We start from the raw sequence: 23,625 nt of genomic DNA, 5'->3' as shown, positions 1-23,625 counted from the left end.
GACAGATAACAGGAGGGTTCCCATGCAGACACAACGGCTCACCCGGCTCATCGCAGCCGCGGTCATGGCAGGCAGCTTCGCGATCGGGAGCATCGCTCCGGCTTTCGCGGATCAGACGTTGCTTAACGTTTCCTATGATCCGACGCGCGAATTGTACAAGGATTTCAACGCCGCATTTGCTGCGAAGTGGAAAAAGGACAACGGTGAAGCCGTCACGATCCAGGCCTCGCATGGCGGTTCCGGCGCCCAGGCCCGCTCGGTCATCGACGGTCTCGACGCCGATGTCGTGACGCTTGCCCTCGAAGGCGATATCGACGCCATCGCCAAGGCCACCGGCAAGATCCCGGCCGACTGGAAGACGAAATTCCCCAACAATTCGACGCCTTATACATCGACGATCGTCTTCCTCGTCCGCAAGGGCAACCCGAAGGGCATCAAGGATTGGGGCGACCTGGTCAAGGACGACGTGCAGGTGATCACACCGAACCCGAAGACCTCGGGCGGCGCCCGCTGGAACTTCCTCGCCGCTTGGGCATGGGCCAAGCAGGCGAATGGCGGCGACGAAGCCAAGGCGCAGGATTATGTCGCCAAGCTCCTGCAGCATGTACCGGTTCTCGATACCGGCGCGCGCGGCGCCACGACCACCTTCGTCCAGCGCGGCCTCGGCGACGTGCTGCTTGCCTGGGAAAACGAAGCCTATCTCTCGCTCGAAGAACTCGGTCCAGACCAGTTCGAGATCGTGACGCCAACCTTCTCCATCCGTGCCGACCCGCCGGTCGCCGTCGTCGACGGCAATGTCGACAAGAAGGGCACGCGCAAGGTCGCCGAAGCCTATCTCAATTACCTCTATTCTGACGAAGGCCAGAAGATCGCCGCCAAGCATTATTACCGGCCGATCAAGCCGGAAGCCGCCGATCCCGCCGATATCGCCCGCTTCCCGAAGCTGACGCTCGCGACCATCGAAGACTTCGGCGGCTGGAAAGAAGCGCAGCCGAAATTCTTCGGCGACGGCGGGGTATTTGACCAGATCTACAAGCCGGCCCAATAATAGACTTCATGAAAGCACATAGCCCCACGCGGTGGCGGTTCAGACGGCCGAGCGTCATTCCGGGTTTCGGAATGGCGCTCGGCTTTACCTTGACCTGGCTCACCCTTCTGATTCTCATCCCGCTCTCGGGCCTTGCCGTCCGCTCGAGCGCGCTCGGCTGGGAGAAATTCTGGTCGATCGCGCTCGATCCGCGCACGCTGAACGCGCTGCGCATCAGCTTCGGCAGCGCCTTCATCGCCGCGATCGTCAATGCCGTCTTCGGCATCCTGCTTGCCTGGGTGCTGGTGCGCTACCGCTTTCCCGGCAAGCGCATCATCGACGCCATGGTCGATCTGCCGTTCGCGCTGCCGACCGCCGTTGCCGGCATCGCGCTGACGACGCTCTATGCGCCGAACGGCTGGATCGGCCAGTTCCTGACGCCGCTCGGCATCAAGATCGCCTTCACGCCGGCCGGCATCGTCGTCGCGCTGATCTTCGTCGGCTTGCCCTTCGTGGTGCGCACCGTGCAGCCGGTGATGGAAGAAATCGACAAGGAAGTGGAAGAGGCCGCAGCAACGCTCGGCGCCAACCGCTTCCAGACGATTTTCCGTGTGCTGCTGCCGGGGCTGGCGCCCGCCGTGCTCACCGGCTTTGCGCTCGCCTTTGCCCGCGGCGTTGGCGAATACGGCTCGGTCATCTTCATCGCCGGCAACCTTCCGTTCAAATCGGAGATCGCGCCGCTTTTGATCATCATCAAGCTGGAAGAGTATAATTATGCGGCGGCGACCGGCATCGCGGCGATCATGCTGATCATCTCGTTCGCCATGCTGCTCGTCATCAACCTCATCCAAAGCTGGAGCAGGCGGAGGTACGGCTATGGCGCTTGATACAACCGCTCAACCGGTGAAGCTGCGTTCGGTCACCACCGAAAACCGCATCGCGCGCTTCACGCTGATCATCGTCTCACTGGTCTTCCTGCTGCTGATCCTGCTGCTGCCGCTGGCCGCCGTCTTCGTCGAGGCCTTCCGCAAGGGTGCCGGCCCCTTCATCGAGGCGCTCGGTGATGCCGAAACCTTCTCGGCGATCCGCCTGACGCTGATCGTTGCCGGGGTCAGCGTTCCCCTTAACCTCATCTTCGGGGTTGCCGCAGCCTGGGCGATCGCCAAGTTCGAGTTCAAGGGCAAGGCTTTCCTGACGACGCTGATCGACCTGCCCTTCTCGGTCTCCCCCGTCATATCGGGCCTGGTCTTCGTGCTGTTATTCGGCGCCAATACGTGGCTCGGCCAATGGCTCAGCGCCCACGACATCAAGATCCTGTTTGCGGTGCCGGGCCTGATCCTCGCCACCATGTTCGTCACCTTTCCCTTCGTCGCCCGCGAGCTGATCCCGCTGATGCAGGAACAGGGAACCGCCGACGAAGAGGCAGCCCTTTCGCTTGGCGCCAGCGGCTGGCAGACCTTCTGGCACGTGACGCTGCCGAACATCAAATGGGGCCTGCTCTACGGGGTGCTGCTCTGCAACGCCCGCGCCATGGGCGAATTCGGCGCCGTTTCGGTGGTGTCGGGCCACATCCGCGGCCAGACGAACACCATGCCGCTGCAGGTGGAGATCCTCTATAACGAGTATAATTTCACCGGCGCTTTTGCCGTCGCCACGCTCTTGGCCTTGCTGGCGCTCGTCACTCTTGTTTTGAAGACGCTGCTGGAAATGCGCTATAGCGCTGAAATCTCCGCCAGCCGGCGGCACTGAAGGATTGGGAATGGAAGTACGCGTTCAAAACATCCGCAAGGAATTCGATCGTTTTCCGGCGCTGCACGATGTCTCGCTCGGCATCCGCTCCGGCGAGCTGATCGCCCTGCTCGGCCCGTCGGGCTCCGGCAAGACGACGTTGCTGCGCCTGATCGCCGGCCTCGAAAGTCCGACGGAGGGGCAGATCTTCTTCGGCGACGAAGATGCCTCGAAGAAATCAGTGCAGCAGCGCAATATCGGCTTCGTCTTCCAGCATTATGCCCTGTTCCGCTACATGACGGTGCTCGACAACGTCTCCTTCGGCTTGAGAGTCAGAAACAGCGCGCGGCGGCCGGCCAAGGCTGATATCCGCAAGCGAGCGCTGGAACTGCTCGAGCTCGTGCAGCTCTCCGGTCTTGAAAAACGCTACCCGGCGCAGCTTTCCGGCGGCCAGCGCCAGCGTGTGGCGCTCGCCCGCGCGATGGCCGTCGAGCCGAACGTGCTGCTGCTCGACGAGCCCTTCGGGGCGCTCGACGCCCAGGTGCGCAAGGACCTGCGCAAATGGCTGCGCGAGATCCACGACCGCACCGGCCACACCACCGTCTTCGTCACCCATGACCAGGATGAGGCGCTGGAGCTTGCCGATCGCGTCGTCGTCATGAGCCAGGGTGCGATCGAGCAGGTCGGCACGCCGGATGAGGTTTACGACAATCCGAACTCGCCCTTCGTCTTTGGCTTCATCGGCCAGTCGAACTGCCTGCAGGTGGAAATCTCAGATGGCGATATTCGCTTCGAAGGCCGGTCGCTCGGCCTCAATGCCGAGGGCGAGCCGGACGGCATGGCGCAGCTCTATTTCCGCCCGCATGACGTGCGGCTCTGCGAATCAGCGGAAAACTGCATCGCCGGCCAGCCGGTTTCCAGCCGCCGCGTCGCCGGCACCCGCCACATCGAACTGGATATCGGCAATGACCGCCCGCATATCGAGATCGAGCTGCCGCCGAGCGAGGCCGACAGGCTCGACCGCCACCGCGTGGCCTTCAAGCCGACCCGCTGGAAGCTGTTCCGCAGCTGAGGGGTGTTGTCACGGCCCGACTCCTTGCAGGACTCTCATTTGGCGAGAGGCCCTTTGGCTTTTTGTGATCTATGGTTGTTTGTATTTTTGTCACATGACGAGTAAAAGATTTTCACGTTAATAAGTAGGACTAATCCCACAGGAGGCACCTTGCGTTGAGGGCGGAGATTTCCTTTGGAATATCCCTGATCGGGATTTTGTTCGTAGGGCTGGCGGCTACAGGCTGCACGACGACACCGAAACCGGCGGCAACGGCGGCGAAGACAAAGCAACCGGCGAAAGTTACCTTCAACTACACGAACAAGGACCGCGACTGCCTGCAGCGTGCGATGTATTTCGAATCGCAGCACTCCGATGAGGACGGCTATATGGCTGTCGGAACCGTGGTCATGAACCGGCTGACGTCAGGCGCCTATCCGCCGTCGATCTGCGGCGTCGTCGCCCAGGAAAAGCAGTTTGCGCCGGGCGTGATGACGCGCGAAGTCAAGCCGCAGGCCGAAACCGAGCTGGCGACCGCCGCCGATGCGATCCTCAAAGGCGCCCGTCATCCCGCGGTCAAGGATGCGATGTTCTTCCACACCGACGGGCTGAAATTCCCTTACAACAACATGCATTATGTGGCGGTCGCCGGCGGCAACGCCTTCTACGAGAAGCGCGGCGCCGATGGCATGCTGCAAACGCCGCCGCCGCTGCCCGCCTATGAGGTGGCGATGAACTATGTGCCGGGAGAAAGCATGCTGCCGCCGCAGTTCGAGGCTTTGATCCCCTCGGCCGTTCCGGTTCCGCTTCCGGCGCCGGATCCGATGCCGACGGCGAGCACGATGTCCCCGATCAATGCGGCGCCCACGGCCGCCCATATGGCGCCCATCGCAAATCCCATGCCGATGCAGATCACGGCGCCAGTAACCGAGCCGGAAACCTCGATCGAACCGGACCCGGGAATGCGGATCGCGATCCCCATCCCCCGCCCCGCCTATGACAGCGTCATGCTGCGCGGCAGCGTCGCGGCGAACGGCGGCTAAGCCCGTCGTTCTTCCGGTTGTGGGTTAAATTGCAGGGCGCTCACGCGCGGTCTTCCCACACCTTGGCGAGTTCCACGATCGTCTTAACTGCCTTTTCCATATCCTGCCGGCTGACCCACTCGAGCGGCGAGTGGAAGGCATGGCCGCCGGCGAAGATGTTCGGGCATGGCAGTCCCATGAAGGAAAGGCGTGAGCCGTCCGTGCCGCCGCGGATGCTGCCGCGCACCGGCGTCATGCCGGCACGGCGCACGGCTTCGATGGCGTTGTCGACGATCTCCGGGTGCCGGTCGAGCACCACCTTCATGTTGCGATACTGTTCCTTGACCTGAAAATGATAGGTCGAGCCGGGATAGCCAGCCATGACCTCCTTGACGATGGCTTCGAGCATCGTTTCCTTTTCCACCAGTCCCTTGTCGGTGAAGTCGCGGATGATGAGGCTGAGCGAGGCCTTTTCCATCGAGCCGGTCACGCCGGTGGGATGGATGAACCCCTGCTTGCTCTCGGTGGTCTCCGGCGCCATCTCCTTCGGCAGCCGGTCGATGATGGCGCCGGCAATCTTGATGGCGTTTTCCATGCGGTCCTTGGCAAAGCCCGGATGAATAGCCACGCCTGAAATAGCGATCTCGACGCCATCGGCCGAGAAAGTCTCGTCCTCGATATGGCCGGCCGTCTCGCCGTCCATGGTATAGGCGAAGTCGGCACCGAGTTTCCTCAGGTCAACCTTGTTGACGCCGCGACCGACTTCCTCGTCGGGCGTGAACAGGATCTTGATCGTCCCGTGGCGGATCTCGGGATTGTCGATCAGGAACTGCGCGGCAGTCACGATTTCCGCCAGCCCCGCCTTGTCGTCGGCGCCGAGCAGGGTCGTGCCATCGGTGGTGACGATATCGTTGCCGATCTGGTTATTCAGTCTCGGGATGCTCGGAAACGCGGATCACCCGGCTCGAATCGCCGGCAAGTTCGATGTCCCCGCCGGCATAGTTACGGATGATCTGCGGCTTGACACCCGTGCCGCTGAAATCGGGCGCGGTATCCATATGCGAGCAGAAGCAGATGACCGGCACCGCCTTGTCGCTATTTCCAGGAATGGTCGCATAGACATAACCGTGTTCATCGAGATGCGCGTCGGCCAAGCCAATCTTCAGCAGTTCATCGACCAGCACCCGGCCGAGATCCTTCTGCTTTTCGGTGGTCGGCTGCGTCGACGAGGCAGGATCGGATTGCGTGTCGATAACGACATAACGGAGAAAGCGGTCGAGAACAGTGTCGGTCATGGCATCCAATCCAGCAAATCACCTGGTTGATATAATCCTCACGGGCGATGCGGCAAAAGTTTTTTCCGCTCGCAATGCGTGAGGATTGACCTGATCAATCGACGCGTAGCCCCTCGTCGTCGAACACATGCAGATACTGCGCCGGGAAAGCCACATTGACCTTCGGGCCTGCCTTCAGCGCTTCGCGATCGAGCGTGAAGATCTTGAACGGCAGCCCGTGCAGGGCAAGATGCAGGATGATGCCGAAGCCGGTGGGTTCGACGAGTTCGACATCGGTGGCAAGGCCCGCCCCGTCATTCGTCATCAGCACATGCTCCGGCCGAATGCCGAGCGTAACCTTGGCACCATCTTCAAGGGGCAGCGGCTTTGCCAGCGGAACGATCGTTCCGTCCTGCAGCTTGACGCCGCCGTCGACATAGCTCGCATCGAGAAAATTCATCCCCGGCGAGCCGATGAAGCCCGCGACGAACAGATTGGCGGGGTGATCGTAGAGTTCGAGCGGACTGCCGACCTGCTGCACCACGCCGCCGTGCATGGCGACGATCCGGTCCGCCAGCGTCATTGCCTCGATCTGGTCATGGGTCACGTAGATCGAGGTCGCCTTCAGGTCGCCGTGCAGCTTCTTGATTTCGGCACGCATCTGTTCGCGCAGGCGCGCATCGAGATTGGACAGCGGCTCGTCGAACAGGAAGGCCTTAGGCTGGCGCACGATGGCGCGGCCCATGGCGACGCGCTGGCGCTGGCCGCCGGAGAGCGCCTTCGGCCGACGTTCAAGCAGCGGATCGAGACCGAGCTTGGAGGCGGCCGCGGAGACGGCACTGGCGATCTTCTCCTTCGCCGTCTTCCGCAGTTTCAGGCTGTAGCTCATATTGCCGGCAACGTTCATATGCGGGTAAAGCGCATAGGACTGGAACACCATGGCGATGTCGCGGTCCTTGGGATGCCGCTCGTTCACCCGGGCGCCGGCAATGCGGATCTCGCCTGATGTGACGTCCTCCAGCCCGGCGATCATCCGCAGCAGCGTGGACTTGCCGCAGCCGGAGGGGCCGACGAGCACGACGAATTCGCCGTCCTTGATCTCGAGGTCGACACCGTGCAGCACCTGCACATGGCCATAGGCTTTGCGGATATTCTGGATATCGATCGATGCCATTTGTTTAACCCTTGACCGCGCCGGCCGTCAGGCCCTGGACGAGATAACGCTGGATGAGCAGGAAGAAGAGGCCGGCCGGAATGAGCGCCATGACGCCCGCCGCCATCATCTGCCCGAAATCCACCGAGAATTTCGAAACGAAGGTGAGAAGCCCGACCGGGAAGGTCGCCGCGTCGTTGCCGTTGATCAGCATCAGCGCAAAGAGCAGTTCGCTCCAGGCGGCGGTGAAGACGAAGCCGAGTGTGGCGGCGATGCCGGGCAGCGTCAGCGGCAGGATGATCTGGCGAAAAGCCGTGAACTGCGTCGCACCGTCGATCATCGCCGCCTCTTCCAAATCCTTGGGGATACCGTCGAAGAAGGACTGCATCAGAAAGGTGGCGAAAGGCACGTTGAAGGCGGTGTAGACGATGACGAGCCCCGTCAGGCTGTTGGTCAGGTGCAAGGGCGACAGGATCTTGAAGATCGGCGCCACCAGCATGACGAGCGGGAACATCTGGGTCAGCAGCATCAGCGCGACGATCCAGTATTTCGCCCGGAAATTGAAACGCGACAATGCGTAGCCGGAAAGCGAGGCGCATACCGTCACGGTCACCGCCGTCGAGGCCGAGACGATCAGGCTGTTCTTGAAGAAAGTCGGAAAGGCGCTGTGCTGCAGCACGAAGGCATAGTGATCCCATGTCGTGCGCGACGGCCACATGCGCACGCCTTCGCTATAGAGCAGGTCGTTCGGCGTCACCGAGACCTTGAGCAGCCAGAACAGCGGGAAGAGCGCGAAGGCGATATAGCAGAGGATTGCCAGGCGGTGCGCGATGGTGGGGATGGCGGATCGTCTCATCGGCTCAATCCTTGTTCAGCAGCGTCTGCCGTAGCAGGATGATCAGCATCGAATAGGCAAGCAGCAGCACGAGCAGCACCAGCGCGATCGCCGAGGCATAACCGAAATCGAGCCGCTTGAACGCCGTGGTGAAGATATAGCTTGCGACGATCTGGGTGCGGTCGGCCGGCCCGCCATTGGTCATGACGACGATCAGATCGGCGAAATTGGAGATCCACACGGTGCGCAAGAGCACGGTGATGGCAATGGTCGGCGCCAGAAACGGCAGAGTGATCGAGCGGAAACGCTGGAACCAGCCGGCGCCGTCGATCGACGCCGCCTCGTAGAGATCGCGTGGGATCGCCTGCAGGGCGGCGAGCAGTGTGATTGCGAAGAAGGGAATGCCCCACCAGACATTGGCGACGATCGGCCCCCACATCGCATAATTGGGATCGGAAAGGATATTGCCCGGCTCATGCATCAGGCCGAGCCCGAAGAGCCAATGCGGGATCGGCCCGATGACCGGATTGAACAGCCAGGCCCAGTTGAGGCCGGCAAGAAAGGACGGCACGGCCCAGGGCAGGAAGACCAGCGCCTGCGCAATCGCCCTGCCCGGGAACGGCTTGTCGAGCAAAAGCGCCAGGATGAGGCCGAAGACGAACTGCAGGACGACGGAGGCGCCGGTCCACCAGAGCGTGTTCCTCAGCGCTCCGTAAAAGGCCGGATCTCCCGCAAGCTCGCGGAAATGATCGAGCCCGATGAAGCCGCCGGAAAACGGATTGAGCAGCTGTATATCGCGGAAGGCGTAGGAAACGCCCAATGTCAGCGGCACCAGCATGACGGCGATGATCAGGATCAGCGACGGCGCGCTGTAGAGGTAAGGCTCCGAAGCATCGGCAAGACGACGCAGCCACGGCCTGCGGTCGCGACGCATGTCGAGTGTATCGGCGGAAGTGGTCATTGGGTTGCAGTTTCCATTATATATACCGCTGGGAGGTAGCCCCCTCATCCGCCTGCCGGCACCTTCTCCCCGCTGGGGAGAAGAGGGAATGAGGCGGCGCCGCGATTCCCCTCTCCCCTCGGGGAGAAGGTGGCCCGAAGGGTCGGATGAGGGGGCCGCAGTCGCCCCCTTCACCCCTTACTTCTTGCTCAGGAACTTCTGCTGCGCCTTGGTCAGATAGTCCGCCCACTGGTCGGCCAGATCCTTCGCCGAGATATCGCCGAGCAGCGCCTGCTGCGAGGTTTTGATAGCCAGCGAATCCTTGAAGAAGGCGAACTCCTCGAGGTAGGTCGGCATCACGGTCGGCACCGTGTTCGGGTCCGCCAGTTCCTCGAACCAGCCCTTGAACTGGTCACCGGCATAGAAGGGGTCCTTCTCGGCGGCCGTATAGGCCGGCAGGGCGCCGATGCGCTTGTTCCACTCGATATTGCCTTCCGGCCCTTCGAGGGTGGCAATCAGCTTCCAGGAGAGATCCTTGTTGCCGCTGGTCGCAAACATCGACCAGCCGCCATAGCCGATCGTCGGGAAGGACTTGCCATCCGGGCCTTTCGGCAGCGGCATGACGCCGAAATCTTCCTTTTTCATCCGTTCGGCAATGGCGATCAGCGCATCCGGATCCTGGTCGAGGAAAGCACAGGTGCCGGAATAGAAGCCGGCGACGACTTCGTTGAAGCCCCAGTTGACGCTGTCCTTCGGCGCATAGCCCTTCTTGTAGAGATCGACCATCCATTCGATGCCCTTGGCCCAGCCCGGGCTGTTCATCGTCGAGGTACCGTCTTCATTGAAGTATTTGTTCGAGCCGGCCATTGAGGCGGCGAAGATCATCCAGCCGTTGAGCCCCCCTGCGCCGCCGCGCATGCAGTAGCCGTATTTGCCCTGCAGTTTGGAGATCTTTTCCGAAGCGGCGGTGAACTCTTCCAGCGTCTTCGGCGGCGCTGCGACGCCAGCTTCCGAAAGCAGCTTCTTATTGTAGAACATCGCCCTCAAATAGAAGCCGTAGGGCAGCATATAGGCGGTGTTCTTCACGTCGCGGCCAAGTTCGAGCGCGCGCGGCGTCAGCTCCTTGGTGTGCTCCCACTTTGCGAGATAGGGCTCGAGGCTTTCGAGCATGCCGTTATTGGCATAGAGCGACAGCCAGGTATCGGGCATCTCCATCACATCGGGCACGTCGCCGGCCGATACCATGGTCGCGAACTTCTGGAAGGCTTCGTTCCACGGCAGCGAGATGATGTCGACCTTGGTGCCGGGATTGGCGGCCTCGAATTTGCCGACGATCGATTTCAGCGTTTCGGTGCGCTCCGGGCTGGTGATGACTTCGACAAGCTTCAGCGTCGTATCGGCAAAGGCCGTACCCGCCATCATCGAAGCAAAGAGCGTCGAGATTATTAGTTTTTTCATGCTCAGTTCCCCCTTTTAGGTTCTTGGGTTTCAGGATTGCGAGGCGGCGGCGAGCGCCTCCTCGATGTCTCTCCACAGCGCCTCGGTTCCTTCGAGGCCGACATGGAGGCGTACGGATCGCGCATGGATGCCAAAGGTTTGCGCGGAATTCGGCTGTGCCTTCTGCTGCAGCACCACCTCGCCCGGTACGATCAGGCTTTCATGACCGCCCCAGCTTACACCCAATTTGAAGAGCTTGAGGTGGTCGGCGAAGGCGCGGATATCGACGCCGTCGCGGAAGATGAAGGAAAACAGGCCCGAGGTGCCGTTGAGCCCGGCCGGCAGTCGGTTGGCGAGGCCGGGATGGCAGACCGTCTCGACTACTTCGAGCTTCTGCAGGCGCCTGGCGATCTCGAGCGCCGATGCCTCATGCGCCCGCATGCGCAGCGGCAGCGTGCGCAGGCCGCGAATCAACAGCCAGGCATCGAAGGGCGAAAGCTTGCCGCCGAGATAGGGATAGGCCTCAGCCTTGATGCGGGCGATCATTTCCTTCGAGCCGGCAACGATGCCCGCAACCACATCGCTGTGACCGCCGAGATATTTCGAGGCCGAATGGATGACGAGGTCGACGCCGAGCGTCAGCGGCCGCTGGAAGAACGGGCTTGCCCAGCTGTTGTCGATCATCGAGACGACGCCGTGGCGCTTGGCCAGCGCTGCGAGCGCGCCGACATCATGCGCGTCCATCACCCAGCTCGTCGGGCTTTCCAGGTAGAGGAGCTTGGCGCCGGGCAGCGCTCTGGCGACCGCCTCCTCGTCGCGCCCGTCGACATAGGTCACTTCGATCTTCATCCGTTTCAGGATGGTGCCGAACAGGCGGAAGGCATCGGGATAGAGGTGTTTAACGGCAACGATGCGGTCGCCCGGCTCGACGAAGCTGAGCACGGAAGACGAAATCGCCGCCATGCCGCTGGCAAAACCCAGCGCATCCTCGGCACCTTCGAGCTTGGCCAGCATCTCCTCGAAGGCGCGCACCGTCGGGTTCAGCCCGCGCGTATAGGTCGGCCGTACCTTCTCGCCACGATAGACGGTGATCATCTCGTCATAATCGGAAAAGGTGAAAAGCGAGGTCTGGAAGATCGGCGGCACGACGGCGTCGGCGAAATTGCCGTCGTCGTGGGCGGTGATGATGGAGGCAAGATCGAACGGGTCTTCGCCGCTGCTCATTTGGACATTTCCTTGATGTCTTCCTCGACGATGTCGAGGATCTTCAATGTTTCCGCGCGCGCCGCCTCGGCATCCCCGGCCGCGATCGCGTTGAAAAGGGTGCGGTGGAAGGGAAAGGACCGGCGGGCGAAATCCTGCCGGTCGAACGGATGTTCCCAGAAGCGCTCGAATGTCTCGCGCATCTGCTCGAGAAGCTGGCGAAACAGCGGATTGTGGGTGGCGTCGTAAACGGCGAGATGGAAAGCCAGATCCTCCGGCCCCGAGGTGCCCTTCTCCAGATGCACCCGCTCCATCTCGTTGAGCTTTTCCTCGATGACGACAAGATCCTTCGCAGTCCGCCGCCTAGCTGCGACCATGCCCGCCTCGCACTCGATGCCGCGGCGAACCTCCAGCGTCTGCAGCAGCGCATCGCGAAGATGCACAGCATCAAAGGACAGCGGCATATGGATCGTCGCCCGGGACACCGGCTTCAACAGATAGGTGCCGCTGCCCTTGCGCGTCTCGATCACCCCGAGCGCCTGGAAATGGCGGATTGCCTCGCGAATGGTCGAACGCCCGACGGCAAGGGCCGCCATCAGCTCGCGCTCCGCCGGCAGCCGATCACCGGCCTGCAGCCGTGCATCCTCGACATAATCCGCCAGCGCATCCGTCACCTGACGCGCGCGGTCCATGGCGGGAAGCGGCCGGATCACCGGCCTGTCGCTAAGCTTTGCCTTCATGGTTCCCCATTTTTCTTGTCAGGCAGTCAGTTCGCCAAATTGGTCTGACATCTTAGCATTTATCAAAGAGCGAAATCCGTCAAGCGATGTTTGGGATAAAGTGGTGGTGGCTTGTCAAGTGACGTAACGGCAGGGCTAGCGCCCTTAGCTAATCAGGCGAACATTCCCCACGGTATCTGCGAAGGTGCCCCTTATTTTCGCTCTGCCGCCTACAACGTCATCCGCCTTGCCGAGTTGATGGGACAGACGGGTGAAGTGTATGTTGAGGGAAGAAAAAAGCGCTGATGACGCGGGTAGCATTACGCTAGGGATTGTGCCCCCAAGCTTGCCATGGCCCGCTCCGAAGGGTTGTGGCCAAAGTATAGGCTGTGAAGCATGCGCGACTATGTGAAAAGTGCAGGTTTTCATCGACATATGCGCTTACTCCTGGCTTCCAGATTTCAGGAGCTCGGCTGGGAATTCGCAAACGGGCAAATGCAGCTTTGCCCGCGGAAAAAGGGTTTTCTGGCTTCAGATATCCCAATCTTCGAACAGCCTTACAGGCGGCAAATTTACACTCAATCTTTCCGAAGGTTCCGGCGCCGCTGGCGACACAAGGATATTACGCCACTTGAACGACACTGATCGAGCCATTGGCAAGGCTTTGGAAGAGCACATTATCGCCCGCCGTCCCCGGCCTGATCCCGATCCGGACATCGAGGTTGTCGGAGACGATGGCGGACGTATCCTGATAAAACTCGGTGATCTGGCGAAGGCAAATCCAAGACAGTGGGTTGGTCCCTCCGACGTCTGGCTGCCGTATTTCAGCAAAAACGATCTCGACGACTGGGCGGCATTTCTCCTGCCGCGCCTTGACCGACTGGTCGGGCCTTCACCGCCTGAAACCATCGATCCATCACCGTGGGCCCAGCGGCTTCTTCATTTCGCGGGTTTGTTCCGCTCAAAATGAGCGATGCTCGACAAACTCGCCGCTACGCCGGCCCTACGCAGCCACCGGTCCCAGGTCGACAAGCGCCTTGATCGGCAGATGATCCGAGGCGATGCGGGCAAGCGGCGTATCGTGCGCCTCCACCTCCGAGATGATCCCCTTGCGGTTGGCGATGATGCGGTCGAGGGCGAGGAGCGGCAGGCCGGCGGGGAAGCTGGGGACGGCGGGGGGCAGCGGGCCGAAGGCGGATTGGAAGGTGTTGAGCGAGGAGCGGTCGCCGAGCCGCCATTCGTTGAGATCGCCGAGCAGGATGGTCGGCATCTCCCGTCTGTCGTTGATAAGTTCGACCAGCATGCGGGCCTGCTGGGCTCTGTTGTGGCGCAGCAGGCCGAAATGCGCGGCGATGATGCGCAGCACCCCGCCCTGCTCCAGCTCGATCTCGGCCACCAGCGCGCCGCGCGGCTCCAGCCCCGGCAGCTTGACCTGGTGCACGTCGTGCACCATCCCCTTCTTGAAGAGCACGACATTGCCGTGCCAGCCATGCGCCTTGGCCATGCCGGCGACCGGCACCGGGATCAGCCCCGTCTCGCGCTCCAGCCGGCCGAGATCGAGAATGCCGGTGCGTTCGCCGAAACGCGTATCGGCCTCCTGCAGCGCGATCACATCGGCGCCGATTTCATGGATCACCCGGCTGGTGCGCTCCGGATCGAAGCGGCGATCGGTGCCGACGCATTTGTGCACATTGTAGGAGGCGATCAGCGTTCCCACGCTGCGCGGCCGTGTTTCCGTATAGGCCGGGTCGAGCCGCTTCTTCCTGCTCCGGATCGAGGCGAGAATGCTGGAGGGAAGATTGTCTTTCTTGGCGTGCATCGGAAGGCGCGATCGGTCCGTTGATCAAAAGGCTTCTCTCGGCAGTATAGGAGGGCAAGCGGAACTTGCCATGTCAAACGCCAAAAAAACGCGCGTCGCATCGACATGCAATGCGCCGGATTTTTTGTTTTATGCATGTCGTCCTCCCAAAACCGCTGCACACTTTTGGGCGATATGCATTAGAGATAGGGCGAACCCAGCCACAACACCTTTTCGAGCAGCCGCACCGGGAAGGGCCGCGCCCGCAAACCGTCGAGCGTCACCGGCGTCGCTGATTTCAGGGTTTCCTCGATATGCTCGTCGATCTCGCCGGCAAAACCTTCGTTCAGCACTTCGAGATCGACCTCGAAATTCAGCCTGAGCGAGCGCGGGTCGAGATTGGAAGAGCCGACATAGGCCCATGTGCCGTCAATCGTCAAAAGCTTCGAATGGCTGAAGCTGCCGGTCGAGCGCCAGATGCGACAGTAACCCTTGAGGATCTGGTCGAATTGCGCCGTCATCGCCCGGTCGACCAGCACGAGATTATTGACCGCGGGCACGACGATATCGACTTCGACGCCGCGGCGGGCCGCCGTCACCAGGGCGCTGATCAATTCGCGGTCCGGCAGGAAATAAGGCGACATGATGCGGATCGATTGGCGCGCCACGGAAAAGGCGCCCATCAGCATCTTGTGATTGGTCTCGACGCTGCGGTCCGGCCCGGAGGCGACGATGCGCATCAGGATGGGATCACCGGGGCTGCGCTGCGGCGGTTCGATGCGCCAGGCCTCCCCATTCAACAGCTCCTGCGTTGAGAAGCGCCAATCCTCGGCAGCAAGGTCGAAAAGATCGGCGACGACAGGGCCGGTGACGCTGAAATGCGTGTCGTGAGCAAAGCTCTCGCCGGTCGCCTCCTCGCTGAAACCGGCGCGGATGTTCATGCCACCCGTCAGCGCAATCTTCCCGTCGACGATCAAAATCTTGCGGTGGGTGCGCAGATTGGCATAGGGGAGCCGCAAGCCCATGATGACATTGCCGTTGAAGACGGCGACGGTAACGCCGCCATCCCGGAGATGGCCGAGAATGCTCGGCACCGAATAACGCGCGCCGACCGCGTCGATCAGCACCCGCACAGCCACGCCGCGCTTGGCCGCCGCAATCAGCGCATCGGCGATGCGAAGGCCGATCGCGTCGCGATCGAAAATATAGGTTTCGAGCAGGATGCTGCGCGCCGCTTCGTCGATGCTCGATTTCATCGCCGCATAGGCCTCGTCGCCGGTCTCCAGCACGTCGATCGTATTGCCCGAGGTCAGCGGATTGCGCGTCACCCGGTCGCCGAGCGTCTGCAGCGCCGCAAAGCGGCGGCCGAACTGGCTGATCACCGTCTCGGCCTCGGCGTCAAACGTTTCCAGCTCGTCGATCTCGGCCGCCGGCAGCAGCGCGTCGCGGCGGATGCTCAGCGATTTGCGTCGGATGCGGTTGATGCCGGCAATCGCATAGAGCACCGCACCAATGATCGGAGACAGGATGATGACGCCGACCCAGCCGATCGCCGCACGCACCTCCTCCTTGGTCATGGCGGCATGAATCGCCGCCACGGCCCCCATGGCGATCGATACGACAAAGAGGATATGCGGCCAGTAGGTCGACAGGAGATAGAACATCGCTGGCCAATATAGCCGCGAAACGGCAGCGTTCAATCGCGTCTGCTCTCTCCCATGGCGCGAAATTTCTCGCCGTGATCATTTTGCCGGCTCGCCACCCGTTTCGCCGCGGGAACAATCTCGGCGCCCGACGATTGATCCGCAAAGATGAGGATCGCATCATGAACATCGTTGCAACCCTTGGCCCGGCCCTGGCGCTGGACATCGCGGAGGCGGAAAGCATCGCCGAACTGCGGCATCAGGCCGAAGGCTGCACCCGCTGTGATCTCTATAGGAATGCCACGCAGATCGTCTTTGGCGAAGGCCCCGGGAAAGCCGAGATTGTCCTTGTCGGCGAGCAACCGGGCGATCAGGAAGATGTGGCCGGCCAGCCGTTTGTCGGTCCCGCCGGCCGATTGCTCGATCGCTGCCTTGTGGAGGCCGGCCTCGACCGACGGCGCTGTTATGTCACCAATGCCGTCAAGCACTTCAAGTTCACGCAACGCGGCAAACGGCGGCTGCACGCCAAACCCAATGCCGGCGAGATCAAGCGTTGCGCCTGGTGGCTCGGCGCCGAGATCGACATCCTCAAGCCGAAACTCGTCGTCACCCTCGGCGCAAGCGCGCTTTATGCGGTGCTCGGACCAAAGGCGAAGCTGACGCCGGAGCGCGGTCATATCCTGCAGCCGGCAAACCATCCGCCTGTCCTCGTCACCATCCACCCCTCTTATCTCCTGCGCATCCGCGACGAGGTGGAGCGGCAGCGGCTGCGCCTGGATTTCGTATCAGATCTGCACAAGGCGACCGAGTTTCGGCCCGGATGAATGGCCGATTCTCAACCCTGATATGCTGCATTGCGAAATATTTGCGGTTGCAGCACGATTTCTCTTGAAAGAGGTCCCCTCCTCTGGAACCATCCAAGCAGTATCGCGTTCGAACGACGGCATCATGTGACTGGAGATCAGCGATGGCAGAAACTCGGGACGAGTGGATCAAAAAACGTGCATACGCTCTCTGGGAAGAAGAGGGCTATCCGACAGGGCGAGAATCCATCCATTGGGAACAGGCACGGCACGAGCGCGAAGCGCTCGAGGGCTCCGCTGCCTCTTCCGACGGTAAGGAAGTCAAGCCCAAGGCGAAGCGCAGCGTCGCCGGCAGCAAGACGAACGGCGTCGTCACACCGGCGCCGAAACGGACGGCGAGCCGCAAGACGGCGCTCTGATTACCGAAATACCGAGCAACCGAATTAAAAAAGGGCGTCGTCGCGGCGCCCTTTGATGCTGTTTGTCATAAGCTTGAATTAGTTGTGCGTTATCGATTTCCGGAGGACGGGCTTCCATGCGGGGGTGAACAGAGGCCGGATGACGCTGCAAGCTTTGAGCCTTCCTGAAAAAGTTGAGCCCTCGCCCGACAACCGGGAACAAGAATATACGCTGGGTGTTTATGGCAAAACCGGGGAAGTTGCCATGAACGACGGCCGTTCCACTATCCTTTCCGTCCCGCTTGTCGCAGCCGGCAGCCGCGCTTCGATCGCGATCGTCTAGGGGTGATGGAAATGTCGCTCCTCGTCATCGCCGCACTACTCTATCTCGGGCTCGCGCTGGGTTTCATCCTTGTCGTCGATAATCTCGTCGGGCTGGTTTTCCGCGATCCGCGCGCGTCGGTGCAGCCGCCCTTCTTCAATATCGGCCGCGCCTTCGCCGCATCGCAAAAGCTACATCGGAAATAGCAGCGAGGCACCCTCGAGCGCCGCCTGTCGCCTAACCTTAACCAATACCGGCGCCGTCCAATTCGGGATATTTGCGCATCAGATCGTCTTCGCTGATGCAGCTGTCGTCACGCGCCGTCAGTTCGATCGAAATTGCGGCGGCGGGATCGAGGCGACTTTTGTCGTGATGGTTGACACCATCGTGATGGTTGACACCATCGTGATGGTTGACACCATCGTGATAGACGGGGATGCGCGCGCCGCTCTGGCTGACCAGCACGGCATCTCGTTCGAAACCTCTTTGCAGCAGCCAGTCCCGCGGCGCAATCAGGCGGATATCGACTTCGTAGGACTGCCCTTGCCTGAGGCTCACCGTATAGGTGACCGGCGACACTTGGCCATTGACGTCGATCGCGCCGTTTCCATCAGCTTTGACGCTGTAGTTTTCCATTGCTCTCGGCTCCTTCCGACGTGGCTCATGCAAGGCTGTCTGATCGACAACCGGGCGGAAGCGCTTTTTGTTCCGAAATCCGGGTCGGTGATCCCAAGGCCGGAACTTTCGGCCGCGGCACCAGTTTGACCCCTTTGCACATCAAAGGAGGCGACGATGCCGAAAGGTGACAAATCCGACTATACCGACAAGCAGAAGCGCAAGGCCGAGCATATCGAGGAGGGCTACGAGGATCGCGGCGTTTCCGAGAAGGAGGCGGAACGGCGTGCCTGGGCGACGGTCAACAAGGAAAGCGGCGGCGGCAATAAGTCAGGTTCCGGCCGCGGCAAGAAGGATACGCATGTCTCCTCTGAAAAGGGCGGCCGCATAGGCGGCGCTGCATCCGCCGCACGCTCGAAGGAGGAACGGTCCGCTTCGGCGAAGAAGGCGGCCGCGACGCGCAAGCGCCATGAGCACCACAGCCACCACTAAAAATATGCGACGGCGGCGATCCGCCGGCGGCCGCATCCGGCAAAGGATTTCAGAGATGGCCAAATCGAAGAAGAAATGGTCGCAGGATGTCACCGAACACAGCGACGCGATGGACCTGAAGGAAGGCGTGTTCAAATCGGACGATCCAAAAAAGATCGCCCGCTCGGTTAAGCACTCGGCCGAGGAGAGCCATCGCCGCAAGTCGAGCCCGTTCCGCACCGCCATGTCCATGCTGACCTTCTACATCAACCGTGCCGGCGACCAGCTGACGAAAAAGCGGCGCGGCACTCTTGAAAAGGCCAAGGACGAATTGCGAAAAGACTTCGGTCGTCAACCGAAGGGATGATCAGCCATGGCATACGAGCTTTATTATTGGGACGGCCTTCAAGGCCGCGGAGAATTCGTGCGGTTGGCGCTTGAAGAGGCCGGCGCCGATTATGTCGATATCACTCGCGAGCCCGGTCGCGGTACGGATGCCATGTTCGCCCTGATGAAGAGCGACAGCGAACCGCATATTCCCTTCGCCCCGCCTTTCCTGAAGGACGGCGACCTCATTATCCCGCATGTCGCCAACATCCTGTTTTATCTCGGCCCGAAGCTCGGCCTTGCGCCTGAAGATGAAGGCCTTCGCCATGTCGCCAACGGCCTGCAGCTGACCGTCACCGATTTCGTCGCCGAAGTGCATGATACGCATCACCCGATCGACACATCGCTTTATTACGAGGACCAGAAGCCGGAAGCGAAAGCCCGCTCCGCCGCCTTCATCCGTGATCGCATTCCGAAATTCCTTGGTTATTTCGAGCGTGTGCTGCGGCAGAATCCTGCAGGTCCCAATCATATCGTCGGAAATGCGCTAACCTATGTCGATCTATCGCTTTTTCAGGTGATCGAAGGCCTCACCTACGCTTTTCCGAAAGCCATGGCGAAGCGCAAGGCGGAATATCCGGCGCTGCTTGCGCTGCATGATCGGGTGGCGAAGCGCTCGAACATTGCCCGGTATCTTGCTTCTCCACGCCGCCTCGCCTTCAACGAGGACGGGATTTTCCGGCATTATCCCGAACTCGACAGCGCCGGATGAGCGGAGAGACATTCATTCGAGCGGTGCGGCCGCATCGAAGAAATCGCGCCACGGGTCGCTCGGACGGGTCGCCAACCGCTGCGGTACATTGGCAAGGGTAAAGGCGGCCGGGCCGCTGACCTCGTTCAATTCGGTCCAATCGATCGGCATCGAAACCGGAGCCCCCGGCCGCGCCCGGGTCGAATAGGCGGCGACTGCCGTATTGCCGCGGCCGTTGCGGAGATAATCGATATAGATATGGCCGCCGCGTTTGGCCTTCGTCGCGGTTGAGAGGTATTTTTCCGGGGCGTCGGCCGACATGCTTTCGGCAAGAGAATGGGCGAAATCCTTCACCGCGGCCCAGCCGGCCTTCCGCGCAAGCGGCGCCACCACATGCAGCCCCTTGCCGCCCGAGGTCTTGACGAAAGCGGCAAGGTCGCGGGCTTCCAGCCGCGCCTTGACGTCAAGCGCGGCCGAAATCACCGCGCTCCAGGCCACGTCCTCGCCGGGATCGAGGTCCATGGTGATCATATCCGGTCTTTCCCAATTTTCGGTCGTCGTGCCCCAGGGATGAATTTCGAGCACAGCCGATTGCACCAGCGCTGTCAGACCGTCGAAATCGACAATCCGCAGCAGCTTTTCGCTGTCTATTTCCTCAGGATCGGCGACCTCCTCGATATGAGGATTCATGCCCTTCCACGCATGTTTCTGGAAAAACCGCTGGTGACCCTTGATCCCATCCGGCAACCGCAGCAGCGCCAGAGGCCGATTGACGAGATAAGGCGCCATGAACGGCCAAACCGCCGCGTAATAATCCGCGAGCGCCTGCTTGCTCACGCCCTCGTCCGGCCAGTAGAGCCGGTCGGGATGGGTCAGGACGACGTCCGATGCGGGCGGATTTTTCAGGCTCATTCCTCGGTCTCGCGTGTGAGGAAATCAAGTAGCCTGTTTTCCTCGGCCCGCAAGCCCCGCAGTGGTTCGGCGCTCTCGATCAGCGGATGATCGTTGCCGGCAAGCGCAATGATTGCCGGATGGATATAGCTTGAGCGCGAAATTGCGGGTGTGTTGTGCAGCGCCTCGGCAGCAGCCTCAGACATCTGCTTCACCGTCGGCCGGCCGCCGCCGACAATCGTCTCGCGCGCCGCGCCGAAGGCGGCCAGCGACCCGGCCCAGGTGCGGAAGGTCTTCGCCGAGATGGGAATACCCGATATCTCGGCCAGATAGGCGTTCAACCGGCCGGAATCGATCGGCTTCAGCGCGCCGCTTTCATCCTTCCAGACGAAAAGTTGGCGGCCGGGCAGGTCGGCGATCTCCTCCAGGATTTTCTGCAGCCTCGGATGTTTGAGGCTGCGCTGGACGCGCTTGCCGCCCTTGGCGCGGAATTTCAGCTCGATCTGCCCGTCGACGATCTTCAGATGGCGCTTCAGCAGCGTCGTTGCACCATAGGTGCCGTTCTCCCGGACATAGGCCTGGTTGCCGACGCGCAGGTGGGCCTCGTCGAGCAGCGTCGTCAGCGCCGCAAGCACGCCGTCGATATCCTCCGCGCCGGTGTCGAGATGGCGCAGCACGGTGCGGCGTATCCTCGGCAGCGCCCGGCCGAACTCGATCAGCTGATGGAATTTTCCCGCGCTTCGGAAGGACTGCCAGTCCTTGTGATAACGGTATTGCTTGCGCCCACGCGCATCGATGCCGGTCGCCTGCAGATGGCCGTTGTCGTAGAGGCAGATCCAAACATTCTCGTAGGCCGGCGGCAACCCGAGCGCGCCGATGCGCGCCCGCTGCAATTCATCGGCAAGCGTCGTGCCGTCGGGCATGACGTAGCTGAAGCCCTTGCCCTTCCTTCGCCTGCGGATGCCTGGTTCGGCGTCGCTGACATAAACGAGACCAAGTTCGGTGATGGCTTCGGCATTCATCTTTTCAGCGACCCGCTACTTGCTCCTGCGCCCGAACTGGAACCATCGGCGGCGCTGGGCCTTGGTCGCCCCCTCCGGCGGCTGGGTCTGGCCTGTCGGCGCAAAGACCGCGACGCTCTGGGCATAGACGATGACCGGGTTATCCTGCTCATGCACCGCAAAGGCATCGGTCTCCGCCCCCGTATCGAGAATCCGCGACCAATGCTGCAGCCCGTTCACCTCGGGCAGGTGGATCTGACAGTCGCCACCGGCGTTGAAGACGAGGAAAAGGTCGTCCATCGTCTCGGTATCGGGAGCATGCACGCTTCTTGAGAGATAGACGCCGAGCACCTGCAATCCATCGTCGTTCCAAGCCCCGTCATCCATGAAGCTGCCGTCCGGCTTGTACCAGGCGATCTCGATACGGCCGTCCTCACTTGTCTCCCCGGTCAGGAACCGCTCCTGGCGCAGCACCGGATGCGCCTTCCGGAAGGCGACAGCCTGGCGGCAGAAATCGAGGAAGGGATCGTCGAGCCCATCCCAGCCCGTCCAGCCGATTTCATTGTCCTGGCAATAGGCGTTGTTGTTGCCGCCCTGGCTGTTGCCGAGTTCGTCGCCGGCCAGGATCATCGGCACGCCCTGGGAGAGCATCAGAGTCGCGATCATGTTGCGCCGGCGCCGCGCCCGGGCGGCATTGATGTCGGCATTATCGGTCGCGCCCTCGGCGCCCATATTGTCGGAATGATTGTCCGAATGGCCGTCGCGGTTGTCCTCGCCGTTCGCCTCATTGTGCTTGCCGTCGAAGGAAACCGTATCCATCAGGGTGAAGCCGTCATGGGCCGACAGAAGGTTGACCGAGGAGGTGGCGCCCCGGTCCGAATGGTTGAACTGCGGCGCCGAGCCGGTGACGCGGGCCGCCACCTCCGACACCATGCCGCCATCGCCCTTCCAGAAACGGCGCACATCGTCGCGGAACTTGTCGTTCCATTCGCGGAAGGGATGCGGGAAACCGCCCACCTGATAACCGCCCTCGCCGATATCCCAGGGTTCGGCGATCAGCTTGACGCCGGAGAGGATCGGATCCTGCCGAATGGCGCCGAAGAAGCCGCCCTGGCGGTCGAATTCCAGATCCTGTCGTCCGAGCGTGCTGGCGAGATCGAAGCGGAAGCCGTCGATATGCATGACTCCAACCCAGTAGCGCAGGCTGTCGAGCACCATGCGCATCACCATCGGATGGGCGACATTCAGCGTATTGCCGGTGCCCGTTGTATCGAAGGTGTGGCGGGGATCGTCGGGCGAGAGGATGTAATAGCTGGCATTGTCGAGGCCGCGGAAGGAGAGCGTCGGCCCTTTCTCGCTGCCCTCGGCGGTGTGGTTGTAGACCACATCCATGATCACCTCGATGCCGGCGGCATGGAACTTCCGCACCATGGTCTTAATCTCGGTGATCTTGTCGCCGGACATGTAGCGCGATTGCGGCGCGAAGAAGCCGAGCGTCTGGTAGCCCCAATAATTGCTGAGGTTCTGTTCCAGGAGATAACGATCGTCGAGGAAATACTGGATCGGCAAAAGCTCGATCGCCGAGATGCCGAGCTTGACGAGGTGATCGATGATCGGATCGCTGCACATGCCGAGAAAGGTGCCGCGCAACCGGTCCGGCACCTTCGGATGGGTCATCGTCAGGCCGCGCACATGCGCCTCGTAGATGATGGTGTCGGGCCAGGGGCGGCGGATCGCCTCTTCACCCGCCCAGTCGAAATCCGGATCCTGCACCACGCCCTTGACCATGAAGGGCGCGCTGTCGCGCTCGTCGAAGGACAGGTCGTCTTCGCCGATCTGATAGCCGAACAGGGCGTCGTCCCATTTCAGGTCGCCCGTCACCTGTTTTGCATAGGGGTCCAGCAGAAGCTTGTTCGGATTGAAACGGTGGCCGGCGCCCGGGTCGTAAGGACCATGGGCGCGATAGCCGTAGACGGTGCCCGGCCCGACGCCGGCAATATAGCCAGACCAGATGTCGCCCTCGCGTTTCGGCAGCGGCATCCGCGCGATCTCGTTTTTTCCGTCGGGTGAAAAGAGGCAGAGCTCTATCTGTTCCGCATGCGCCGAGAAGATGGCAAAGTGAGTGCCGGAACCCGTATACTCCGCGCCGAGTTCCGGCTTGAGGAAGTCGAGTTCCGAAAATGAAAAGCTCATGATGCCCCGCTCAATGAAAAGAC

General features: G+C 61.5%; 25 protein-coding genes and 1 pseudogene. 13 read left to right on the top strand and 13 right to left on the bottom strand.

The window, feature by feature from the left end:
• Positions 1 to 22: 22 nt before the first annotated feature.
• The 5 genes from MF410_RS25045 to MF410_RS25025 all read left to right on the top strand — a co-directional run bounded on the left by MF410_RS25045 (position 23) and on the right by MF410_RS25025 (position 4,849).
• A complete protein-coding gene (locus tag MF410_RS25045; RefSeq protein WP_183778023.1) occupies positions 23 to 1,048 on the top strand; it encodes a sulfate ABC transporter substrate-binding protein in 1,026 nt (341 codons plus the stop codon).
• 8 nt (positions 1,049 to 1,056) lie between these two features.
• The gene (cysT, locus tag MF410_RS25040) at positions 1,057 to 1,914 is read left to right on the top strand and encodes a sulfate ABC transporter permease subunit CysT (RefSeq protein ID WP_097625482.1); all 858 of its coding nucleotides are present in this window, start codon (positions 1,057 to 1,059) and stop codon (positions 1,912 to 1,914) included.
• Positions 1,904 to 2,776, top strand: coding sequence for a sulfate ABC transporter permease subunit CysW (gene cysW, locus MF410_RS25035; protein ID WP_097625483.1), 873 nt, complete (start codon positions 1,904 to 1,906; stop codon positions 2,774 to 2,776). The genes cysT and cysW overlap by 11 nt, the downstream gene beginning before the upstream one ends.
• Before the next feature lie 10 nt (positions 2,777 to 2,786).
• Entirely contained in the window at positions 2,787 to 3,827 is a 1,041-nt protein-coding gene (locus tag MF410_RS25030) for a sulfate/molybdate ABC transporter ATP-binding protein (RefSeq protein WP_222148575.1), read from the top strand.
• A 155-nt stretch (positions 3,828 to 3,982) separates the two neighbouring features.
• Positions 3,983 to 4,849, top strand: coding sequence for a cell wall hydrolase (locus tag MF410_RS25025; protein ID WP_239620597.1), 867 nt, complete (start codon positions 3,983 to 3,985; stop codon positions 4,847 to 4,849).
• Between the two features lie 40 nt (positions 4,850 to 4,889).
• Here the strand turns inward: MF410_RS25025 and pepT are convergent.
• The 7 genes and pseudogenes from pepT to MF410_RS24990 form a co-directional block, all read right to left on the bottom strand.
• Positions 4,890 to 6,123: pseudogene (pepT, locus tag MF410_RS25020) on the bottom strand (peptidase T).
• Between the two features lie 94 nt (positions 6,124 to 6,217).
• On the bottom strand, positions 6,218 to 7,276 hold the full coding sequence (gene ugpC / locus MF410_RS25015) for a sn-glycerol-3-phosphate ABC transporter ATP-binding protein UgpC (protein ID WP_097625485.1): 1,059 nt from the start codon (positions 7,274 to 7,276) through the stop codon (positions 6,218 to 6,220).
• 4 nt (positions 7,277 to 7,280) lie between these two features.
• A complete protein-coding gene (locus tag MF410_RS25010) occupies positions 7,281 to 8,111 on the bottom strand; it encodes a carbohydrate ABC transporter permease (RefSeq protein ID WP_097625486.1) in 831 nt (276 codons plus the stop codon).
• 4 nt (positions 8,112 to 8,115) lie between these two features.
• Positions 8,116 to 9,051: a sugar ABC transporter permease gene (locus MF410_RS25005; protein WP_003594549.1), complete on the bottom strand. Its 936-nt coding sequence runs from the start codon at positions 9,049 to 9,051 to the stop codon at positions 8,116 to 8,118.
• Between the two features lie 177 nt (positions 9,052 to 9,228).
• Complete coding sequence (locus MF410_RS25000; protein WP_012555219.1) at positions 9,229 to 10,488, bottom strand: sugar ABC transporter substrate-binding protein; 1,260 nt, start codon at positions 10,486 to 10,488, stop codon at positions 9,229 to 9,231.
• Positions 10,489 to 10,518: 30 nt separating this feature from the next.
• Positions 10,519 to 11,691: a PLP-dependent transferase gene (locus MF410_RS24995; RefSeq protein WP_097625487.1), complete on the bottom strand. Its 1,173-nt coding sequence runs from the start codon at positions 11,689 to 11,691 to the stop codon at positions 10,519 to 10,521.
• Positions 11,688 to 12,410, bottom strand: coding sequence for a FadR/GntR family transcriptional regulator (locus MF410_RS24990; protein WP_049732927.1), 723 nt, complete (start codon positions 12,408 to 12,410; stop codon positions 11,688 to 11,690). The genes MF410_RS24995 and MF410_RS24990 overlap by 4 nt, the downstream gene beginning before the upstream one ends.
• 610 nt (positions 12,411 to 13,020) lie before the next feature.
• Here MF410_RS24990 and MF410_RS24985 point away from each other — a divergent pair.
• A complete protein-coding gene (locus MF410_RS24985) occupies positions 13,021 to 13,359 on the top strand; it encodes a hypothetical protein (protein WP_239620596.1) in 339 nt (112 codons plus the stop codon).
• Positions 13,360 to 13,392: 33 nt separating this feature from the next.
• Here the strand turns inward: MF410_RS24985 and MF410_RS24980 are convergent, their stop codons facing one another.
• Together MF410_RS24980 and MF410_RS24975 are read right to left on the bottom strand one after the other, a co-directional pair.
• On the bottom strand, positions 13,393 to 14,208 hold the full coding sequence (locus MF410_RS24980) for an endonuclease/exonuclease/phosphatase family protein (protein ID WP_097625489.1): 816 nt from the start codon (positions 14,206 to 14,208) through the stop codon (positions 13,393 to 13,395).
• A 179-nt stretch (positions 14,209 to 14,387) separates the two neighbouring features.
• Positions 14,388 to 15,851, bottom strand: a complete 1,464-nt coding sequence (locus tag MF410_RS24975; RefSeq protein WP_097625575.1) for a phospholipase D-like domain-containing protein — start codon at positions 15,849 to 15,851, stop codon at positions 14,388 to 14,390.
• A gap of 161 nt (positions 15,852 to 16,012) precedes the next feature.
• Here MF410_RS24975 and MF410_RS24970 point away from each other — a divergent pair, with 161 nt between their 5' ends.
• From MF410_RS24970 to MF410_RS24955, 4 genes are all read left to right on the top strand, one after another.
• The gene (locus MF410_RS24970; protein ID WP_239620595.1) at positions 16,013 to 16,654 is read left to right on the top strand and encodes a UdgX family uracil-DNA binding protein; all 642 of its coding nucleotides are present in this window, start codon (positions 16,013 to 16,015) and stop codon (positions 16,652 to 16,654) included.
• A gap of 143 nt (positions 16,655 to 16,797) precedes the next feature.
• The gene (locus tag MF410_RS24965) at positions 16,798 to 17,052 is read left to right on the top strand and encodes a DUF2934 domain-containing protein (RefSeq protein ID WP_003574663.1); all 255 of its coding nucleotides are present in this window, start codon (positions 16,798 to 16,800) and stop codon (positions 17,050 to 17,052) included.
• Positions 17,053 to 17,191: 139 nt separating this feature from the next.
• The gene (locus tag MF410_RS24960) at positions 17,192 to 17,374 is read left to right on the top strand and encodes a hypothetical protein (RefSeq protein ID WP_097625491.1); all 183 of its coding nucleotides are present in this window, start codon (positions 17,192 to 17,194) and stop codon (positions 17,372 to 17,374) included.
• A gap of 11 nt (positions 17,375 to 17,385) precedes the next feature.
• Entirely contained in the window at positions 17,386 to 17,559 is a 174-nt protein-coding gene (locus MF410_RS24955; protein ID WP_165503953.1) for a hypothetical protein, read from the top strand.
• Positions 17,560 to 17,596: 37 nt separating this feature from the next.
• On the opposite strand, the gene MF410_RS24950 is transcribed toward MF410_RS24955, so the two are convergent.
• Complete coding sequence (locus MF410_RS24950; RefSeq protein WP_239620594.1) at positions 17,597 to 17,989, bottom strand: hypothetical protein; 393 nt, start codon at positions 17,987 to 17,989, stop codon at positions 17,597 to 17,599.
• Between the two features lie 156 nt (positions 17,990 to 18,145).
• Between MF410_RS24950 and MF410_RS24945 the strand changes: the two genes are divergently transcribed.
• Genes MF410_RS24945 through MF410_RS24935 form a run of 3 tightly spaced genes read left to right on the top strand, consistent with a single transcriptional unit; the run spans position 18,146 to position 19,538 of the window.
• Complete coding sequence (locus tag MF410_RS24945) at positions 18,146 to 18,460, top strand: plasmid stabilization protein (RefSeq protein ID WP_131711522.1); 315 nt, start codon at positions 18,146 to 18,148, stop codon at positions 18,458 to 18,460.
• 55 nt (positions 18,461 to 18,515) lie between these two features.
• Entirely contained in the window at positions 18,516 to 18,806 is a 291-nt protein-coding gene (locus MF410_RS24940) for a DUF3175 domain-containing protein (protein WP_097625495.1), read from the top strand.
• A gap of 6 nt (positions 18,807 to 18,812) precedes the next feature.
• Entirely contained in the window at positions 18,813 to 19,538 is a 726-nt protein-coding gene (locus tag MF410_RS24935; RefSeq protein WP_131711523.1) for a glutathione S-transferase, read from the top strand.
• 12 nt (positions 19,539 to 19,550) lie between these two features.
• On the opposite strand, the gene ligD is transcribed toward MF410_RS24935, so the two are convergent.
• Genes ligD through glgX form a run of 3 tightly spaced genes read right to left on the bottom strand, consistent with a single transcriptional unit; the run spans position 19,551 to position 23,602 of the window.
• Positions 19,551 to 20,429: a non-homologous end-joining DNA ligase gene (gene ligD, locus MF410_RS24930; protein WP_222135140.1), complete on the bottom strand. Its 879-nt coding sequence runs from the start codon at positions 20,427 to 20,429 to the stop codon at positions 19,551 to 19,553.
• Positions 20,426 to 21,430, bottom strand: coding sequence for a DNA topoisomerase IB (locus MF410_RS24925; protein WP_097625498.1), 1,005 nt, complete (start codon positions 21,428 to 21,430; stop codon positions 20,426 to 20,428). Before MF410_RS24925 ends, ligD begins: the two co-directional genes overlap by 4 nt.
• Before the next feature lie 15 nt (positions 21,431 to 21,445).
• Positions 21,446 to 23,602, bottom strand: coding sequence for a glycogen debranching protein GlgX (gene glgX, locus MF410_RS24920; RefSeq protein ID WP_097625499.1), 2,157 nt, complete (start codon positions 23,600 to 23,602; stop codon positions 21,446 to 21,448).
• Positions 23,603 to 23,625 lie beyond the last annotated feature (23 nt).

The organism is Rhizobium sp. C104 (assembly GCF_022354505.1).
GTDB classification, from domain to species: domain Bacteria; phylum Pseudomonadota; class Alphaproteobacteria; order Rhizobiales; family Rhizobiaceae; genus Rhizobium; species Rhizobium redzepovicii.
This window is presented reverse-complemented; position numbering and strand designations above follow the sequence as displayed.

What these genes read in the sequence shown, in the direction of transcription:
- MF410_RS25045 (WP_183778023.1), top strand. Translation starts at nt 23, where the DNA reads ATGCAGACACAACGGCTCACCCGGCTCATCGCAGCCGCGGTCATGGCA.
- cysT (WP_097625482.1), top strand. Translation starts at nt 1,057, where the DNA reads ATGAAAGCACATAGCCCCACGCGGTGGCGGTTCAGACGGCCGAGCGTC.
- cysW (WP_097625483.1), top strand. Translation starts at nt 1,904, where the DNA reads ATGGCGCTTGATACAACCGCTCAACCGGTGAAGCTGCGTTCGGTCACC.
- MF410_RS25030 (WP_222148575.1), top strand. Translation starts at nt 2,787, where the DNA reads ATGGAAGTACGCGTTCAAAACATCCGCAAGGAATTCGATCGTTTTCCG.
- ugpC (WP_097625485.1), bottom strand. Translation starts at nt 7,276, where the DNA reads ATGGCATCGATCGATATCCAGAATATCCGCAAAGCCTATGGCCATGTG.
- MF410_RS25010 (WP_097625486.1), bottom strand. Translation starts at nt 8,111, where the DNA reads ATGAGACGATCCGCCATCCCCACCATCGCGCACCGCCTGGCAATCCTC.
- MF410_RS25005 (WP_003594549.1), bottom strand. Translation starts at nt 9,051, where the DNA reads ATGACCACTTCCGCCGATACACTCGACATGCGTCGCGACCGCAGGCCG.
- MF410_RS25000 (WP_012555219.1), bottom strand. Translation starts at nt 10,488, where the DNA reads ATGAAAAAACTAATAATCTCGACGCTCTTTGCTTCGATGATGGCGGGT.
- MF410_RS24995 (WP_097625487.1), bottom strand. Translation starts at nt 11,691, where the DNA reads ATGAGCAGCGGCGAAGACCCGTTCGATCTTGCCTCCATCATCACCGCC.
- MF410_RS24990 (WP_049732927.1), bottom strand. Translation starts at nt 12,410, where the DNA reads ATGAAGGCAAAGCTTAGCGACAGGCCGGTGATCCGGCCGCTTCCCGCC.
- MF410_RS24980 (WP_097625489.1), bottom strand. Translation starts at nt 14,208, where the DNA reads ATGCACGCCAAGAAAGACAATCTTCCCTCCAGCATTCTCGCCTCGATC.
- MF410_RS24975 (WP_097625575.1), bottom strand. Translation starts at nt 15,851, where the DNA reads ATGTTCTATCTCCTGTCGACCTACTGGCCGCATATCCTCTTTGTCGTA.
- MF410_RS24970 (WP_239620595.1), top strand. Translation starts at nt 16,013, where the DNA reads ATGAACATCGTTGCAACCCTTGGCCCGGCCCTGGCGCTGGACATCGCG.
- MF410_RS24965 (WP_003574663.1), top strand. Translation starts at nt 16,798, where the DNA reads ATGGCAGAAACTCGGGACGAGTGGATCAAAAAACGTGCATACGCTCTC.
- MF410_RS24960 (WP_097625491.1), top strand. Translation starts at nt 17,192, where the DNA reads ATGACGCTGCAAGCTTTGAGCCTTCCTGAAAAAGTTGAGCCCTCGCCC.
- MF410_RS24955 (WP_165503953.1), top strand. Translation starts at nt 17,386, where the DNA reads ATGTCGCTCCTCGTCATCGCCGCACTACTCTATCTCGGGCTCGCGCTG.
- MF410_RS24950 (WP_239620594.1), bottom strand. Translation starts at nt 17,989, where the DNA reads ATGGAAAACTACAGCGTCAAAGCTGATGGAAACGGCGCGATCGACGTC.
- MF410_RS24945 (WP_131711522.1), top strand. Translation starts at nt 18,146, where the DNA reads ATGCCGAAAGGTGACAAATCCGACTATACCGACAAGCAGAAGCGCAAG.
- MF410_RS24940 (WP_097625495.1), top strand. Translation starts at nt 18,516, where the DNA reads ATGGCCAAATCGAAGAAGAAATGGTCGCAGGATGTCACCGAACACAGC.
- MF410_RS24935 (WP_131711523.1), top strand. Translation starts at nt 18,813, where the DNA reads ATGGCATACGAGCTTTATTATTGGGACGGCCTTCAAGGCCGCGGAGAA.
- ligD (WP_222135140.1), bottom strand. Translation starts at nt 20,429, where the DNA reads ATGAGCCTGAAAAATCCGCCCGCATCGGACGTCGTCCTGACCCATCCC.
- MF410_RS24925 (WP_097625498.1), bottom strand. Translation starts at nt 21,430, where the DNA reads ATGAATGCCGAAGCCATCACCGAACTTGGTCTCGTTTATGTCAGCGAC.
- glgX (WP_097625499.1), bottom strand. Translation starts at nt 23,602, where the DNA reads ATGAGCTTTTCATTTTCGGAACTCGACTTCCTCAAGCCGGAACTCGGC.